Origin of the sequence: Streptomyces sp. NPDC049813, assembly GCF_044465085.1 — a bacterium.
GTDB lineage: Bacteria > Actinomycetota > Actinomycetes > Streptomycetales > Streptomycetaceae > Streptomyces.
Genome location: NZ_JBITLI010000002.1, coordinates 352,231 through 368,043 on the forward strand (window position 1 = coordinate 352,231; position 15,813 = coordinate 368,043).

The 15,813-nt window shown below is 71.1% G+C and carries 17 protein-coding genes and 3 tRNA genes; 3 read left to right on the plus strand and 17 right to left on the minus strand.

Going from position 1 to position 15,813, the window contains the following annotated elements; all coding sequences use genetic code 11:
* Window positions 1–75: 75 nt before the first annotated feature.
* From ACIBW6_RS05685 to ACIBW6_RS05710, 6 genes are all read right to left on the minus strand, one after another.
* Window positions 76–633: a TetR/AcrR family transcriptional regulator gene (locus ACIBW6_RS05685; RefSeq protein ID WP_399056978.1), complete on the minus strand. Its 558-nt coding sequence runs from the start codon at window positions 631–633 to the stop codon at window positions 76–78.
* Window positions 634–798: 165 nt separating this feature from the next.
* On the minus strand, window positions 799–1,227 hold the full coding sequence (locus ACIBW6_RS05690; protein WP_399056980.1) for a MaoC family dehydratase: 429 nt from the start codon (window positions 1,225–1,227) through the stop codon (window positions 799–801).
* 2 nt (window positions 1,228–1,229) lie between these two features.
* Complete coding sequence (locus ACIBW6_RS05695) at window positions 1,230–1,682, minus strand: MaoC family dehydratase N-terminal domain-containing protein (protein ID WP_399056982.1); 453 nt, start codon at window positions 1,680–1,682, stop codon at window positions 1,230–1,232.
* 76 nt (window positions 1,683–1,758) lie between these two features.
* Complete coding sequence (gene rpmG, locus ACIBW6_RS05700; protein WP_004571794.1) at window positions 1,759–1,923, minus strand: 50S ribosomal protein L33; 165 nt, start codon at window positions 1,921–1,923, stop codon at window positions 1,759–1,761.
* 90 nt (window positions 1,924–2,013) lie between these two features.
* Window positions 2,014–2,086: transfer RNA gene (locus tag ACIBW6_RS05705), tRNA-Met, on the minus strand.
* Window positions 2,087–2,132: 46 nt separating this feature from the next.
* Window positions 2,133–2,205: transfer RNA gene (locus ACIBW6_RS05710), tRNA-Thr, on the minus strand.
* Between the two features lie 194 nt (window positions 2,206–2,399).
* Here ACIBW6_RS05710 and ACIBW6_RS05715 point away from each other — a divergent pair.
* Entirely contained in the window at window positions 2,400–3,671 is a 1,272-nt protein-coding gene (locus tag ACIBW6_RS05715) for an amidohydrolase family protein (RefSeq protein ID WP_399056984.1), read from the plus strand.
* 141 nt (window positions 3,672–3,812) lie between these two features.
* The gene (locus ACIBW6_RS05720; protein WP_399056986.1) at window positions 3,813–4,469 is read left to right on the plus strand and encodes an SDR family oxidoreductase; all 657 of its coding nucleotides are present in this window, start codon (window positions 3,813–3,815) and stop codon (window positions 4,467–4,469) included.
* Between the two features lie 161 nt (window positions 4,470–4,630).
* On the opposite strand, the gene ACIBW6_RS05725 is transcribed toward ACIBW6_RS05720, so the two are convergent.
* The 5 genes from ACIBW6_RS05725 to ACIBW6_RS05745 form a co-directional block, all read right to left on the minus strand.
* Entirely contained in the window at window positions 4,631–4,873 is a 243-nt protein-coding gene (locus ACIBW6_RS05725; protein ID WP_399056988.1) for a hypothetical protein, read from the minus strand.
* Window positions 4,874–4,941: 68 nt separating this feature from the next.
* Window positions 4,942–6,273 (minus strand): MFS transporter, encoded by a 1,332-nt coding sequence (locus ACIBW6_RS05730; protein WP_399056990.1) that lies wholly within the window; start codon window positions 6,271–6,273, stop codon window positions 4,942–4,944.
* A 3-nt stretch (window positions 6,274–6,276) separates the two neighbouring features.
* On the minus strand, window positions 6,277–7,020 hold the full coding sequence (locus ACIBW6_RS05735) for a DUF5825 family protein (protein WP_399056992.1): 744 nt from the start codon (window positions 7,018–7,020) through the stop codon (window positions 6,277–6,279).
* On the minus strand, window positions 7,017–8,960 hold the full coding sequence (locus tag ACIBW6_RS05740) for a RiPP maturation radical SAM C-methyltransferase (RefSeq protein ID WP_399056994.1): 1,944 nt from the start codon (window positions 8,958–8,960) through the stop codon (window positions 7,017–7,019). Before ACIBW6_RS05740 ends, ACIBW6_RS05735 begins: the two co-directional genes overlap by 4 nt.
* Before the next feature lie 463 nt (window positions 8,961–9,423).
* Window positions 9,424–9,505, minus strand: a tRNA-Tyr gene (locus ACIBW6_RS05745).
* 214 nt (window positions 9,506–9,719) lie between these two features.
* Between ACIBW6_RS05745 and ACIBW6_RS05750 the strand changes: the two genes are divergently transcribed.
* The gene (locus ACIBW6_RS05750) at window positions 9,720–10,208 is read left to right on the plus strand and encodes a YajQ family cyclic di-GMP-binding protein (RefSeq protein ID WP_399056996.1); all 489 of its coding nucleotides are present in this window, start codon (window positions 9,720–9,722) and stop codon (window positions 10,206–10,208) included.
* A 94-nt stretch (window positions 10,209–10,302) separates the two neighbouring features.
* Here ACIBW6_RS05750 and ACIBW6_RS05755 read toward each other — a convergent pair whose 3' ends face one another.
* From ACIBW6_RS05755 to ACIBW6_RS05780, 6 genes are all read right to left on the minus strand, one after another.
* Window positions 10,303–10,575: a GlsB/YeaQ/YmgE family stress response membrane protein gene (locus tag ACIBW6_RS05755; RefSeq protein ID WP_399056998.1), complete on the minus strand. Its 273-nt coding sequence runs from the start codon at window positions 10,573–10,575 to the stop codon at window positions 10,303–10,305.
* Window positions 10,576–10,699: 124 nt separating this feature from the next.
* Window positions 10,700–11,092, minus strand: a complete 393-nt coding sequence (locus ACIBW6_RS05760) for a YccF domain-containing protein (protein WP_399057000.1) — start codon at window positions 11,090–11,092, stop codon at window positions 10,700–10,702.
* The gene (gene htpX / locus ACIBW6_RS05765) at window positions 11,089–11,952 is read right to left on the minus strand and encodes a zinc metalloprotease HtpX (RefSeq protein ID WP_399057002.1); all 864 of its coding nucleotides are present in this window, start codon (window positions 11,950–11,952) and stop codon (window positions 11,089–11,091) included. The genes ACIBW6_RS05760 and htpX overlap by 4 nt, the downstream gene beginning before the upstream one ends.
* A 191-nt stretch (window positions 11,953–12,143) precedes the next feature.
* Entirely contained in the window at window positions 12,144–12,605 is a 462-nt protein-coding gene (locus ACIBW6_RS05770) for an MscL family protein (RefSeq protein ID WP_399057004.1), read from the minus strand.
* A gap of 89 nt (window positions 12,606–12,694) precedes the next feature.
* A complete protein-coding gene (locus tag ACIBW6_RS05775) occupies window positions 12,695–14,230 on the minus strand; it encodes an NADH-quinone oxidoreductase subunit N (RefSeq protein WP_399057006.1) in 1,536 nt (511 codons plus the stop codon).
* Entirely contained in the window at window positions 14,227–15,813 is a 1,587-nt protein-coding gene (locus ACIBW6_RS05780; RefSeq protein WP_399057008.1) for a NuoM family protein, read from the minus strand. The genes ACIBW6_RS05775 and ACIBW6_RS05780 overlap by 4 nt, the downstream gene beginning before the upstream one ends.

Consider the following 15,813-nt stretch of genomic DNA (forward strand, 5'->3'; position numbering starts at 1 on the left):
CCCAGTGATCTTTGGTTAGTTATTGATGACTAACTTTTGCGGCCAAGCGAATGCGCGCCCTCCAGGCACGCGCACTCACTGCCGCGGCTGCACCGTCTCGTAGAAGCCGGTCCAGACCCGGTGGCCGGGCTGGAAGCCCATGGAGACCAGGACGTTGACGAGCATGCCGTAGGCGAGGAACTGGGTGGTGTCCCCGACGTCCGCTCCCAGCGCCAGCCGGACGGTGTCGTACATCTCCATCCAGCCGGCCCGCAGCGTCTCCCCGAACTCCCGGTCGCCCCCGGCCTCGGCCGAGGCGACAGCGACGTACATCTGCATCTGCATGAGCAGCACTTCGGGGTCGTCGGCGATGAGCGCCTGGTACGCCGCTCCCATCGCGTGCAGGGCGGCTTCGCCGTCGAGCCCCTCGGAGGCCACCTGGAAGACCTCCGTGGTCCGCTCGCAGCAGCGCCGGGCCGCCGCGAGGAAGATGGCCTCCTTGTCCGGGAAGAGCCGGAAGAGATAAGGCTGCGACACCCCTACACGCTTGGCGATCGCCTCGGTGGACGTCCCCTTGTAGCCACCGCGGGCGAATTCGATCATCGCCGCGCGAACGACGCTCTCGCGTCGCTCCTCGGCACTCATCCTGACCATGCGATTAAGTTAGTGGCCAATCACTATCTACGTCAAGGGGAGCCGTGCAGCTCCATAGATGTGGGCGAGGACACACGTAAGGGGCGTCCTGCAGGAGAACGCCCCTTACTCTCTGCTACGAAGCGGCGGGCAGGGCCGCGGCCCTGGCGCCGCCCTGGAGGCCCGTCAGGCGAGCTGGACGACCGCCCGCGACATGCCGAGGACCTTCTGGCCCGCGCTCATGGCGGTCAGGTCGATCCGGACGCGGTTGTCGTCGAGCTTGGCCGCGACCTTGGCGCTGACGGCGATCTCGGCGCCCTTGTCGTCGTTCGGGACGACGACCGGCTTGGTGAACCGGACGCCGTACTCGACGACGGCGGCCGGGTCGCCGGTCCAGTCGGTGACGACGCGGATCGCCTCGGCCATGGTGAACATGCCGTGCGCGATCACGTCCGGCAGGCCGACCTCGACCGCGAACTTCTCGTTCCAGTGGATCGGGTTGAAGTCACCGGAGGCACCCGCGTACTGGACGAGGGTGGCGCGGGTCACGGAGAAGGTCTGCGCCGGCAGCTCGGTGCCGACCTCGACGTCCGCGTAGGTGATGGTCGTCGCCATGATCAGGCCTCCTCGGCGGCGCGCGAGACGAGCTTGGTCCAGGCGGTCACGACGTGCTCGCCCGCCTCGTCGTGGACCTCGCCGCGGACGTCGATGATGTCGTTGCCCGCGAGGGACTTGATGCCCTCGATGGTCGAGGTCACCGTCAACTTGTCGCCCGCGCGCACCGGGCGCGTATAGGCGAACTTCTGGTCGCCGTGGACGACGCGGCTGTAGTCGAGCCCCAGCTCCGGGTCGTGCACGACGTCGCCCGCGGCCTTGAAGGAGATCGCGAAGACGAAGGTGGGCGGGGCGATCACGTCCGCGTGACCGAGTCGCTGGGCGGCCTCGCGGTCGACGTAGGCGGGGTTGGGGTCCCCCACGGCCTCGGCGAACTCGCGGATCTTCTCCCGGCCGACCTCGTACGGTGCGGTGGGCGGGTAGGTCCGCCCCACGAAGGACTGGTCGAGCGCCATGGACTCGGCACCTCCTGGGTGTGTCAACGACACGAGGCCGCCCCCTTACGGGGACGGCCTCGTGTACGAGCCTGATTTATCGCGTTTCGCGGTGCGCGGTGTGCGCGTTGCAACGCGGGCAGTGCTTCTTCATCTCCAGTCGGTCCGGGTCGTTACGCCGGTTCTTCTTGGTGATGTAGTTCCGCTCCTTGCACTCCACGCAGGCCAGCGTGATCTTCGGGCGGACGTCGGTGGCAGCCACGTGAGTGCTCCTTGACGAACGGATGGGACAGGTTTAACGCATAAAAGAGTAGCCGATCGAAGGACCGACCCCACAATCGGCTACTGTCAGTAGCGGTGACCGGACTTGAACCGGTGACACAGCGATTATGAGCCGCTTGCTCTACCGACTGAGCTACACCGCTGTGATGCGATGACCCCTCACCAGAGGGTGAGGGAACTTCACACCAGAGCCCCAATGCGGAATCGAACCGCAGACCTTCTCCTTACCATGGAGACGCTCTACCGACTGAGCTATTGGGGCGAGCGATGAAGACATTACACGGTTGCCCGCCGATCGCCCAAATCCGTTTCGGGCGGCCTGCGCCCCCGCCTCACGGACCCCATCTGTACGACTAATTCGGCCTCCGCGACGCTCCCGCGCGGCCGTCCTAGGCTCGTCCCACCCCCTGCGTGATCTTGTCCGCAGCACGAGCCCGACGAGCCCCCTGGAGCGCGATGCCCGACACCCCGCCTCAGCAGCCCCCCTCCCCCGGCTCCCCCGGCTCTCCGGGTGACGCGCCGGACAGCTCCGGCCTGCTGCTGTGCGGTGCCCGGCTCGCCGACGGCAGGACCGTGGACGTGCGGCTGGGCGGCGGGCGCATCGAGGCGGTCGGCACGGTCGGCAGCCTGACCGCCCGCACCGCGCGCGTGGACCTCTCCGGGTACCTGCTGCTGCCCGCTCCCGCCGAGCCGCACGCCCACGGCGACACGGCCCTGTCCGCCGACAGCGACGGGCCCGTCTCCTACGACGCGGGAGACGTCCAGCGCCGCGCCACCGAGTCCGCGCTGCTGCAACTCGGGCACGGAGCCACCGCGTTGCGCTCCCATGTGCGGATCGGCGACATGGAGGGGCTCGGTTCGATGGAGGCCGCTCTGAAGGCGCGGCGTTCGCTGGTGGGCCTCGCGGATCTGCGGACCGTGGCGATGCCCCGGCTGCTGACCGGGCTGGCCGGGGCGGACGGGCTCGCGATGCTGCGGGACGCGGTGAAGATGGGCGCATCCGTAGTGGGCGGCTGCCCGGACCTGGACCCCGACCCAACGGGCTACGTAGAGGCCGTCCTTGAGGTCGCCGCCGAGCACGGCTGCCCGGTGGACCTGCACACGGACGGCGCCGACCCGGTGCGGCTCGGCCGGCTCGCGGCGGCCGCGGCCGGGCTGCGTTCCGGGGTCGTCGTCGGGCCTCTGGGCGGTCTTGCGCGGGTGCCGGGCGAGGCGGCGCGGCGCGCCGTGGACCGGCTCGCGTCGGCCGGCGTGATGGCGGTGTGCCTGCCGCAGAGCGGCTGCGCGGGGGTGGACAGCCGGGAGGTCGCGCCGGTCCGGCTGCTGCGCGCGGCGGGGGTGCGGGTGGCCGCCGGCAGCGGGGCACTGCGGGACCTGTCGAACCCGGTCGGCCGGGGCGACCCCCTGGAGGCCGCGTACCTGCTGGCCTCGCGCCACGGGATGCGGGCCGAGGACGCGTACGAGGCGGTGAGTTCGGCGGCCCGGGCCGCGATGGGGCTGCCGGAGGTGCGCCTGGAGGCGGGCTTCCCCGCGGAACTCCTCGCCGTACGGGGCGAACGGCTGGCTGCGGCCCTGTCCCTCGCCTACAGCCGCATCGTCGTGCACCGGGGGCGGGTGGTGGCGCGGACCAGCGCCGTACGGGAGTACTGCGACTCCGCGGCAGCGGTGGCGCTCGATCTGCCACGGCAGGGACGGACGGCCAAGTACGAAGGCGGCGGGCCGGCGTAGGGCGGGTCTGTCCGGGGGCAGCACGGAGCGTCGGGGGCACGCGCGCGTGAGTGCGGGCCACTGCGTGCGGTAGGTGGGTGCTCGGCGAGCCGGGGCGTGGTTGCGCGGTGAACTTTCGCCGCCGGGCGTACGGTCGGAAGCATGCGCATTGTCATTGCTGGGGGTCACGGTCAGATCGCGCTGCGGCTGGAGCGGGTGCTCTCCGCGCGCGGGGACGAGGTGGCGGGGATCATCCGCAACGCCGAGCAGGGCGACGACCTGCGCGCGGCCGGTGCGGAACCGGTCCTGTGCGACCTGGAGTCGGCGTCGGTGGAGCAGGTCGCCGCGCATCTCCAGGGCGCGGGCGCGGCCGTCTTCGCTGCGGGCGCGGGCCCGGGCAGCGGCACGTCCCGCAAGGACACCGTGGACCGGGACGCCGCCGTGCTCTTCGCCGACGCGGCCGAGCGGGCCGGGGTGCGCCGGTACATCGTGATCTCGTCCATGGGCGCGGACGCCTCGCACCAGGGCGACGAGATCTTCGACGTGTACCTGCGGGCCAAGGGCGCGGCCGACGACGACGTACGCCGCCGTACGGGCCTGGACTGGACGATCCTGCGGCCCGGCTCCCTGACCGACGACGCCGGCACCGGGCTGGTCCGTCTGGAGGCCTCGACCGGGCGCGGGTCGGTCCCGCGCGACGACGTGGCCGCGGTCATCGCCGAGCTGGTGGACACGCCCGGCACCGCGGGGCTGACGCTCGAACTGGTCTCCGGTTCGGCGCCGGTGACGGTGGCTGTGAAGTCGGTCGCCGGGAACTGACGGGTCCCGTACGCGGTCCCTGGCAGGGCCTCTCGGGAGGCTCGTCGTACGCGGTCTCTGGCAGGGCCTCTCAGGAGGCTCGTCGTACGCGGTCTCTGGCAGGGCCTCTCAGGAGGCTCGTCGTACGTGGTCCCTGGCAGGCCCTCTCGGGAGGCTTGTCCTCAGAAGAGCGGCAGCTGTCCGGGGACGTACGGGACCGCGTATCCGTCGAGCGTGTCCTGCACGGCGCCGAGCTGCGCCCTGCGGCGGGAGCCGGGGCAGGAGACCAGTTCGCCCGCGGCGCGGGCCCCCGGCGGGTCGTGACGGGCGAAACGGCCGCCGACGACGGCGATGTCGCGCCGGCACTCGGGACAGGTGCGACGGCGGGACGCTGCGGACGCGGTCGACGTGGAGGGCGAAGACATGGGTCAAGTCTGCGTCGTCAGCCGCCCGGGCACACGGCGGGACCCGCGGTTGGCGGTGGGCGCGCCGCTCAGGGCCGGTTCGGGAGGCCTCCGGGCGGGTCGAGGGGGTCGAGCGGGTCCGTCCGGTCCGCGGGGTCACGCAGGCCGGTCCGGTCCGCCGGGTCCGCCGCGTCGGCCCCGGGAGCCCGTAACGGCGCCCAGAGCGTCGCCGCCGAGATGAGTGCCGCCGTCGCCGAGCCCAGCAGGACGGGCACGTTGCCGAGCCGGGTCGCCAGCGCGCCGCCCGCGAACGCCCCGACCGGGACCCCCGCCAGCAGCACGGACTGCACCAGCCCGGCCACCCTGCCCTGCATCTCCTCCGGCGTGACCTGTTGCTGCGTCGTCGTCATGGAGATCATCCAGACCGTGCCGGAGAGTCCGTACGTGACTTGGTAGGCGAGCAGGAGCACGAACGCGGGGCCGAGCGACGCCGCCGGGATGAGGAACACCGCGGCGCCCGCGACGACGCCGCACATCCGGGTGGCCTGCCACAGTCCCGCCGTGCGGGCGAACCGGCGCGCGAGCAGCGCGCCCGCGACCGTGGCCGCACTGTAGACCGCGTACGTCACGCCTAACTGCCAGGCGGTCAGCCCGAGTTCGCGAGCTGCATAGAAGACGTACAGACCGGTCGCGGCACCGCTGCCCAGGTTGAGACCCGCACCGGAGACGACCATGCGGCGCAGTCGCGGCTGGCTGCGGACAGCGGTGAGGCCCGCGCAGAGCGCATCCAAGGGGGAGTTCGCGCCGCGCCTCCTACGTAGGTTGAGCGTGGCCGGCAGGGCGAGCACCAGCAGCGCCTCCACCGCGTAGGCGGCGCTGCCCGCGAGGAGGGCCGGGGCCGGGCCGACGAGCCCGACCAGGACGCCGCCGAGCGCGGGGCCGCCGATCTGACCGCTCGTACGGGCCGCCGTCAGCGCGGAGTTGGCGCCGAGCAGGCGGCCGGGTGGCACGACGCGGGGCAGGGCTGCCTGGAGTGCCACGGAGAGGGTGAAGGTCAGGGCGCCGGAGACGACGGCGACGCCGTACAGGTGCCCGCGGGTCAGGCCGCCCGCCGCGGCCGCGGCCGGGACGGAACCGACGACGAGGGCCTGGGCGCAGGTCACCGCGGCGAGCAGGTTCCGCAGCCGCACCCGGTCGACGAGGACCCCGGCCAGCGGGCTCAGCAGGGCCCCTGGCAGGTACGTCAGCGCGAGCACCGAGGCCGCGCCGAGCGGACCCGCGTCCAGGCCCGTCACCGCCAGCAGCGCCAGGGCGAGCGCGGTGATCTGCCGGCCGAGCGAACTGGCGATCTGCTCGCCGCACAGCAGCAGGAAGGGGCGGTGCCGCCCCAGCGCGGTGTCGTCGGCCGTGGCCGTGGTCACCCGTCAGATCCCCGTGCAGGGCACGGGCCAGCGGCGCAGCCGGGGCGGCAGTGCCACCGCCCAGCCGTCGACGATCAGGGCGAGCCGTTCGGCCGCCAGCAGGTCGGCCGCCTCCCGCTGTACGGGCGGCAGCGCGTCGAGCGGCATGGCCTCGTGCAGCGCGTCGAAGGCGCTCAGGAGGTCGGGGTGGTCGAGGGTGAAGCGCAGTGACGCGGGGCGCTCCCTGCGGTCCATGACGGTCACGAAGTCCGGGCCGCGGCGGTGGTAGAGCATCCCGTAGGCGTGTCCGGCCCGCCAGGCGGTCAACTCCGCTGCTTCCGCCGGGCGTTCGGCGGGCGGGGGCAGGTGGCGCAGAGCGCGGAGGTTATACGTACCAGGTCGGACGTCATACGTAACACGCAGTCCGTGGCTCAGGCACTCGCGCAGGAACTGGACCGCCTGCGTGGCGGCGCGGCCGTCCCCCCGGTGTCCCCCGTCCCCCCGGCGGTCCCGGTCCGCGCCCGCGCGCAGGGGCAGCTGCAGCGGCTCGGTCACATGGACGTCGGTGCCGGTCAGGTGGTGGGGGACGGTGGGGGGCAGGACCGTCGGGCCGGTGGGCTGCGTGTGGGGGTGGGAGGGCCGGGTGTCGGGCCCGGAGGGGCGGGCGTCGGGCCGGGGAGGCCGGATGTCGAGCCCGAGGGGGCGGGCGTCGGGCCGGGGAGGCCGGGTGCCGATCGGGCCACGTCCGGTACCGTCCGGGGCGGTCATCCGGCCACCGTCCCGGAGACGGAGGCCAGGGGCGGCGTCGCCGTGAGCGGCGCGGTCGGTACGGCGCCGACCTCGCGGTCGACGCGGATCGGGGCGGTCCGGGTCGGCAGGGAGACGTAGGTGCGGTCGTCGCGGAAGAGCAGACCGAGCGCGAGGGCGTCGGCGAGCCAGCTGCCGACCTCCTCGGCAGGGACCTCGTGGCCGTCGGCGGTCAGCTTGCGGTGGAGGGCCGGTTCGGTGCGGCCGTCCTCCAGGTGGCGCAGGGCCGCGGCCTGCCAGCCGCTGAACCAGTAGGTGCGCTGCGGCCACCCCTGCCGCCGGTCACGTACCAGGAGGGCGTCCCGGTCGTCACCCGCCTCCTCCATGACGAGGGAGGACACGTCGTGCCCGGCTCGCCACTGGGCGACGCCCGCGAGGAGCCGGTCCTCCGTGTCCCCGCCGATCCCCGCGTCCTCGGTGTCGAACAGGTAGACCAGGTCGGCCAGTTCGTGCTCCGGCAGGTCGTATACGTGTCCGTACATCTCCGCGGGGCGGCGTGCGGCGAAGCCCAGGGCGGGGTTCGTGAAGTGCGGGCTGAAGCGTTCCAGCTGGATGCGGTGGGCGCCGCCGGGCGGCTGGAGGTGGACGAGGGCCGGCAGCTGGTCGAGCACGCGCGCGTAGTCGTCCGTGGTCTCGCCCGGGAAGCCGTAGAGATAGTTCCAGGTACAGGTGATCGCGTGGTTGTCGAACTCGCGCAGCGTACGGATGTTGCGGGCGCCGGTGACGCCCTTGTCCATGAGGTCGAGGACGCGGTCGCTGAGGCTCTCGATGCCGGGCTGGAGCAGGACGGCTCCGGCCTCGCCGAGCAGGGCGATCTGCTCCTTGCTGAGGTTGGACTTCACTTCGTAGTGCATCCGCAGGTCCCAGCCGCTCTCGGCCGCGCGCGGCAGGAAGTCCTTGAAGTACGCCATGTCGATGATGTTGTCGACGGTGACGACGTCGAGGAGGCGGTGGCGGCGCACCAGCCGGTCGATCTCGTCCCACAGCCGCTCGCCGGGCTTGGACCTGAAGGCCATGGCGGAGCCGTTGAGCCCGCAGAAGGTGCAGTGGTGCTTCTCGCCCCACCAGCAGCCGCGGGCCCCTTCGACGACCAGCTTCGGGTACACGTACCCGATGACCGGGGAGGCCTCGATCTCCGCCTGCCACTGGTCGTAGTCGGGCGAGGGGATGTCGGCGGGGGCCACGGTGCGGCGGGTCTCGATGTTGGCACGGCTCACCGCGGGCCCCTGCGAGCCGTCCCACCAGCACAGGCCCGGTACGTCCTCGGGCGGCGTCCCGGCGTCGAGGTGGGCCAGGAGCGCCGGGAAGGCGTACTCGCCCTCGCCGCGCACTACGTGGTCGACGTAGGGGTGGTTGCGGTGCAGGGCGTGGCCCATGGGGCCGTCGCAGTTGCTGCCGCCGAGGACGACCGTGAGGTGGGGGCGGCGGCGCTTGAGTGCGCGGGCGAGCGCGAGGGAGGGCACGTTCTGCATGAAGGTGGTGGTGAAACCGACGACGTCGGGGTCGTGGGCGAGGACCTCGTCGGCGCACAGGTCTATGTAGGCGGCGGCGTGCGCCCGCATCCGGGAGACGGTGTCGAGTGTGTCGGCACAGAGCCGGCGCCCGCGCGCGTACGCGTGGAGCTTCTCGACGCCCCAGCCCTCGTCCTCGTAGAGCACTCCGGAGAAGACCCAGTCGCCGAGTCCGTGGAAGATCGCGTCACTGCCGATCGCCTCGTAGTCGCCAGGGCGCAGTCGGCCATCCGAGCGGGTGAGCAGGAACTCCGCCCAGCGCAGTGAGCCGTGGAACTCGCGCACCTCGTCACCGGGGCGGACCTGCCGCAGCAGCTGGTGCAGCAGGCCCACCTGGAGGGAGGGCAGGTCGATCGGGTGCCAGGGCATGGTCACCAGCTGAACGCGCATGCCGCTCTCTTCTTGGTAGCTCAGCGAGTCGGCCGCTTCTCCATGATGGCCGGCCTGCGGTTGGTGCGTTCTTCCTCACGGATCACGGTCTTCTTGATCTCCATGCCTCCCCCTCGCCCCCTCGGGATCGAACACCCGTATGCAATAAGGCGGTTCACCCTAGAGCCGCCCCATGCGTCACACAAGGGTGCTGCTTGCACAGTGCTGGCCGGGGTGGAGTGGGGCGCCCTTGCGGGGAGCGGGTGGCTGGACGGCCGTGTGGGGCTCCGGGACGGCCGTGCGCCGGGGCGGGGGTGGTGAGGCGTACGGGACGGGCCTGAGGGCGCTCCCAGGCCCTCGTCTGGGCCGCGCGGACCGGCGGGGCGGGCGGGCCCCGACGACTCGGTGCCGCACTCCCCCGGCGCGTCGGCCCCCGGACACGACGAAGCCCCCTCCGGAATCCGGAGGGGGCTTCCCCCAAGTGTGGCGGCGCCAGGATTCGAACCTGGGAAGGCTGAGCCGGCAGATTTACAGTCTGCTCCCTTTGGCCGCTCGGGCACACCGCCTGGGGTTCGCTGCCCCGGGCCCCGCTCGGTGGCGGTGCTCCCTGGCAACGACGTAAACAATACCTGATGCACGGGGGTGCTTCGCCACCCGATTGATCGACGGAGGGGCGCCGGGCGGTGGCTAGGCTTTAGGCGCGGCGCCACCGCTTCGGCGAGCGCCCGACCAGAACCCGATCGGAAACCGATCAGTCCCCGATACAAGGAGCCACAGGACATGGCCGACTCCAGTTTCGACATCGTCTCGAAGGTCGAGCGGCAGGAGGTCGACAACGCCCTCAACCAGGCCGGCAAGGAGATCTCGCAGCGCTACGACTTCAAGAACGTGGGCGCCTCCATCTCCTGGTCAGGCGAGAAGATCCTGATGGAGGCCAACTCCGAGGAGCGGGTCAAGGCCATCCTCGACGTCTTCCAGTCCAAGCTGGTCAAGCGGGGCATCTCGCTGAAGGCGCTGGACGCCGGTGAGCCGCAGCTCTCCGGCAAGGAGTACAAGATCTTCGCCTCCATCGAGGAGGGCATCTCCCAGGAGAACGCCAAGAAGGTGGCGAAGATCATCCGTGACGAGGGCCCCAAGGGCGTCAAGGCGCAGGTGCAGGGCGATGAGCTGCGGGTCAGCTCCAAGAGCCGTGACGACCTCCAGGCCGTGCAGGCGCTGCTCAAGGGCCAGGACTTCGACTTCGCGCTGCAGTACGTGAACTACCGGTAGGTCTGCGCGTAGGCAGTGGGGAGTTCTCTCCGCCTACCTGGACGAAGGGGCGGCACCCGGCCGGGTGCCGCCCCTTCGTCTGCCGCGGAGGGCCTCAGCGGCGGCTGCGGGAGTCGCCGAAGAAGATGCGGTAGACGATCAGCAGGACGAGCGCGCCGCCGATCGCGGAGACCCACGTGGCGCCGTCGTAGAAGTCCTTGGTGATGGGGCGGTCGAGCCAGCGGGACGATATCCAGCCGCCGATGAAGGCGCCCGCGACGCCGATGAGCGTGGTGCCGATCAGGCCGCCCGGGTCGCGGCCCGGGAGCAGGATCTTGGCGATGGCACCGGCCAGCAGTCCGAGGATGATCCAGCTGATGATGCCCATGCCGTGTGGTGCCCTTCTGGAGTGCCGAGTGCGCGCTGTCGCTTCATCTGCGCTGCTGCCCAGAAGGACGTGAAACAGGCGGGGAACGGTTGCGCCGATCGTGGAGCCCAGGTGGCGCGGCGGCTCAGCCGGCCGTGAAGGGGCGGTCCGTGGGGACGATGTCGCGGCCCAGGGGCATCAACGACACCGGGATCAGCTTGAAGTTGGCCAGGCCGAACGGGATGCCGATGATCGTGACGCACAGGGCGATGCCGGTGAGGATGTGGGCCAGCGCCAGCCACCAGCCGGCGAGGATCAGCCACAGCACGTTGCCCACGCAGGACGGCGCGCCCGCGTCCCGGCGCTCGACCGTCGTGTACCCGAAGGGCCACAGGGCGTAGACGCCGATCCTGAATGCGGCCACGCCGAACGGGATGCCGATGATCGTGATGCACAGCAGCAGGCCCGCGAACACGTAGCCGAGGAACAGCCAGAAGCCGCTGAGGATGAGCCAGATGACATTCAGGATCGTCTTCATCGGTGGCCACCTGCCATCTGTTCGAGCCGGGCGATGCGCTCCGCCATGGGCGGGTGCGTGGAGAACATCTTGGACATCCCCTGACCGGGCCGGAAGGGATTGGCGATCATCATGTGGCTCGCCGTCTCGATGCGCGGCTCCGGCGGCAGGGGGAGCTGCTTGGTGCCCGCGTCGAGCTTGCGCAGGGCGCCGGCCAGGGCCAGCGGGTCGCCGGTCAGCTGGGCGCCGGAGGCATCCGCCTCGTACTCGCGGGAGCGGCTGATGGCGAGCTGGATGAGGGAGGCGGCGAGCGGGCCCAGGATCATGACCAGGAGCATGCCGAAGATGCCGGGGCCGTCGTCGTCGTTCGAACGGCCGATCGGGATCAGCCACGCGAAGTTGACCAGGAACATGATCACGGAGGCGAGGGCGCCGGCCACCGAGGAGATCAGGATGTCGCGGTTGTAGACGTGGCTCAGTTCGTGCCCGATGACACCGCGCAGCTCCCGCTCGTCCAGGAGGCGCAGGATTCCCTCGGTGCAGCACACCGCCGCGTTCCGCGGGTTGCGGCCCGTCGCGAACGCGTTCGGCGCCTCCGTCGGGGAGATGTACAGCCGGGGCATGGGCTGGCGGGCCTGGGTGGAGAGCTCGCGGACCATGCGGTAGAGCGCGGGTGCCTCGAACTCGCTGACCGGGCGGGCCCGCATCGCGCGCAGGGCCAGCTTGTCGCTGTTCCAGTACGCGTACGCGTTCGTCCCGATCGCGATGACCAGTCCGATGACGAGCCCTGTACGGCCGAAGAAGCTGCCGATGACGAGAATGAGGGCGGACAGGCCCCCGAGGAGTACGGCTGTCTTCAACCCGTTGTGCCGGCGGTGCACGGTACGCCCTCCTGATGGTGCGGCAGGGGAACCCACTGCTTGCTTGCTGCTTCCACTGGGCCCGCGGTTCGGTGCGGGTGGCTGCTGGTGCCTACGTCCAGTGGACCCTCCCGTACTGGTCAACGCCAGACGAGGGGGACGAGTTCCCTTGCGCGCGCCCGGGCGGGGGCGGCGGGTGTAGGCCGTACGGGTCAGCGCTGCTGGCGGGGCATGATGCCCGCGATCTCCATGGCCTTCTCGTCGGGCTCGATCTCGCTGGTGCAGTTCGGGCAGCGGGTGGCGATGCCGGGGATCTGGCTGAAGCAGCGGGGGCAGTCGCGCAGGGCGGCCTTGATGTCGATCGGCTTGTTGCGGTCGGCGCGGGCCGTGATCTTCATCATCGGCACGACGATCAGGAAGTAGAGCACCGCGGCGGTGATCAGGAAGGCGATGCCCGCGTTGATGAGCTTCCCGTAGGGGAAGCGGACGCCTTCGAGGGTGAAGTAGGCGTCCGAGTAGGTGCCGATGGAGCCGGTGGCCCAGCCGAGGAGCGGGGTGATGAACGCGGCGGTGAAGGCCGTCACCAGCGCCGTGAACGCCGATCCGACGGCGAGACCCACCGCCATGGTCACGATGTTGCCGCGAAGGATGAAGTCCTTGAAACCGCTCAGCACGCTGCTGCTCCTGGGAAGAGTGAGGGGGATGATGCCTGTTCGGGGTGGCCCAGAAACGTACCAAACAGGTGCTTTACGAGTCTGCTGCGTCATGAGAACAGTCCACTGTCCACAAAGTGAAGGATCAATTGTGGAGCTCCGGAGAGGGCGACTCCTACGGCGGCCGTGACCGCGATGGCGGCCGTGAGCGGCAAGGAGGCGCGGTACGCGGCCGGCTCGCCTTCAGGGGCGCGGAAGAGGGCCGCGGTCCACTGGAGGTAGTAGAAGAGTGCGATGACGACGTTCACGGCCATCACCACGGCGAGCCAGCCCAGGCCGGCCTCGACGGCCGCCGAGAAGACCGTGACCTTCGCGAAGAGCCCGATGACGCCCGGCGGCAGCCCCGCCAGGCACAGCAGGAAGAAGCCCAGGACGAGCGCGGCGAGCGGGCGGGCGGCGTACAGGCCGCGGTAGTCGCTGAGGCGGTTCAGCGGCTTCGTCCCGGCCACCAGGGCCGCCACGGCGAAGGCGCCCAGGTTCACGGCGGCGTACATGAGGGCGTAGGCGAGGGTGGAGCCGATCGACTTCTGGGGGTCGTCCGTGTAGGCGGCCGACGCGATGGGCACCAGGAGGTAGCCCGCCTGGCCGACCGAGGACCAGGCGAGGAGGCGGACGGCGCTGTACGCGCGTGTGGCCTGCTGGCGCAGCGCCGCGACGTTGCCGACGGTCATCGTCAGGGCGGCCAGGGCCGCGAGTGCCGGGCCCCACACGTCGGCGTAGGACGGGAACGCGACGACGGTGACAAGGATGAGGCCGGTGAAGCCCACCGCTTTGCCGATGACCGACAAGTAGGCGGCGATCGGCAGCGGCGCGCCCACGTAGGTGTCCGGCACCCAGAAGTGGAACGGTACGGCTGCCGTCTTGAAGGCGAAGCCCACGAGGGTGAGGGCGACCCCGGCCTGCGCGAGGGTGTGGAACTGGCCGTCCACGTGGGTGAGTTCGGTGGCGACCTCGGTGAGGTGCAGGGTGCCCGTGGTCGCGTAGACGAAGCTCACGCCGAGGAGGCTGACGGCGGTCGCGGTCACCGACGACAGGAAGAACTTCAGGGCCGCGTCGGAGGACCTGCGGTCGTCGCGCTTGAGGCCGACCAGGGCGAAGGCGGGCAGTGAGGCGACTTCCAGGGCGACGACCAGCGTGGCCAGGTCGCGGGAGGCGGGCAGCAGGGCGGCGCCCGCCGCGGAGGACAGGAGCAGGAACCAGAACTCCCCTTCGGGGAGCGGCTTGTCCGCGAGCTTCGCGTCCTTCAGGGTGCTGATCGACAGCAGGGCCGTGAGCAGGGCGCCCGCGAGGACCAGGAACTGGATGACGAGGGTGAAGCGGTCGGCGGTGTAGCTGCAGGTCTTCTGGGCTGTGTCGAGGCAGAACGTGGAGCGCGCGTCGCCGATGAGCGGGAGCAGGGACAGTCCCGCCGCGGCCAGGCCCGCCACGGAGACCCAGCCGAGGAGGGGCTTGCGCCGGTCGGCCAGGAAGAGGTCGGCGACCAGGACGGCGAGCGCGACGACCGCGGCGATCGTGGGCGGGGCGATCGCGACCCAGTCGACGGACTGGACGAGGGACGCCACCGAGGGCGCGGCGACGGCGGTCACTGGAGGCCTCCTGCGAGGAGCTTCTGCACGGCCGGGTCGGTGAGGCCGAGCAGGGCGGTGGGCCACAGACCCGCGAGGACGGTGAGGGCGGCGAGCGGGGTCCAGGCGGCGGCCTCGTATCCGCGCACGTCGGCGAGGGCCGGCGCGTCGCGGTCGCGCGGGCCCATGCAGACGCGGCGGACCACGGTCAGCATGTACGCGGCGGTGAGCAGGGTGCCGAGTGCGGCGATCGCCATGAACGTGAGGAACGCCGGGCGGCTGAGGCCGTCGGCGGGCCGGAACGCGCCGAACAGGGCGAGCATCTCGCCCCAGAATCCGGCGAGTCCGGGCAGGCCGAGCGAGGCGACGGCGGCGAACGCGAGCAGTCCGCCGAGGCGAGGGGCCTTGCCGTAGAGGGCCATGCCGCCCTGCTCGGAGAGGGTGTCGAGGTCGCTGGTGCCGGTCCGGTCCTTGAGCGCGCCGACGAGGAAGAAGAGGAGGCCGGTGATGAGGCCGTGGGCGATGTTGGCGAACAGGGCGCCGTTCACCCCGGTCGGGCTCATCGTGGCGATGCCGAGCAGGACGAAGCCCATGTGGCCGACGGAGGAGTAGGCGATGAGGCGCTTGAGATCGCCCTTCGCGCCCTGCTTGGCGAGGTTCAGGCAGGCCAGGGAGCCGTAGATGATCCCGATGACGGCGAGCGCGGCGAGGTAGGGCGCGAAGGTCCGCATCCCGTCGGGGGCGATGGGCAGCAGGATCCGGACGAACCCGTACGTACCCATCTTGAGCAGGACGCCGGCGAGGAGGACCGAGCCGACGGTCGGGGCGGCGGTGTGCGCGTCCGGCAGCCAGCTGTGCAACGGCCACATCGGGGTCTTCACGGCCAGCCCGATCCCGACCGCCAGAACCGCGATGACCTGCACCGATGTGGTCAGTCCCGAGCCGTTGTCAGTGGCGAGTGCCATCATGTCGAACGTGCCCGACTTAACACCGATAAGGAGGAGGCCGAGGAGCATCACGACCGAGCCGAGCAGCGTGAAGAGGATGAACTTCCACGCGGCGGCGGTGCGTCCGGCGCCGCCCCACCGCGCGATGAGGAAGTACATCGGGACGAGCACCATTTCGAACGCGAGGAAGAACAGGAGCAGGTCGAGCACGGCGAAGCTGGCCAGCGTGCCCGATTCCAGCACCAGGACGAGGGCGACGAAGGCCTTGGGGGACGGCCCGCTCGCCGGCTCGTGTCGCGGCTTGAGGAAGGAGTACAGCGCGCACAGGAAGGTCAGCAGCGCGGTGAGCACCAGAAGGGGGAGGGAGATGCCGTCGACGCCGAGGTGGATCCGCACGTCGAGCGCCGGGATCCAGCTGATGTCGGTCGTGGCCTGCATCCTCGACGGGTGGTCGTGGTCGAAGCCGAGCGCGAGGACGAGCGCGGCGATGAGGATCACGCCGGTCACGGTCACGCCGTGGCGGAGCACGGCCCGGTCCGGGGAGTTCCCCTTCAGTCCGGGCGGGGCGGGCAGGAGAGCGGCGACGGCGCCGATGAGCGGCCCGACGACGATCAATGCGAGAAGGAACTGCATCACGGATTCGCTGATATCGATCAC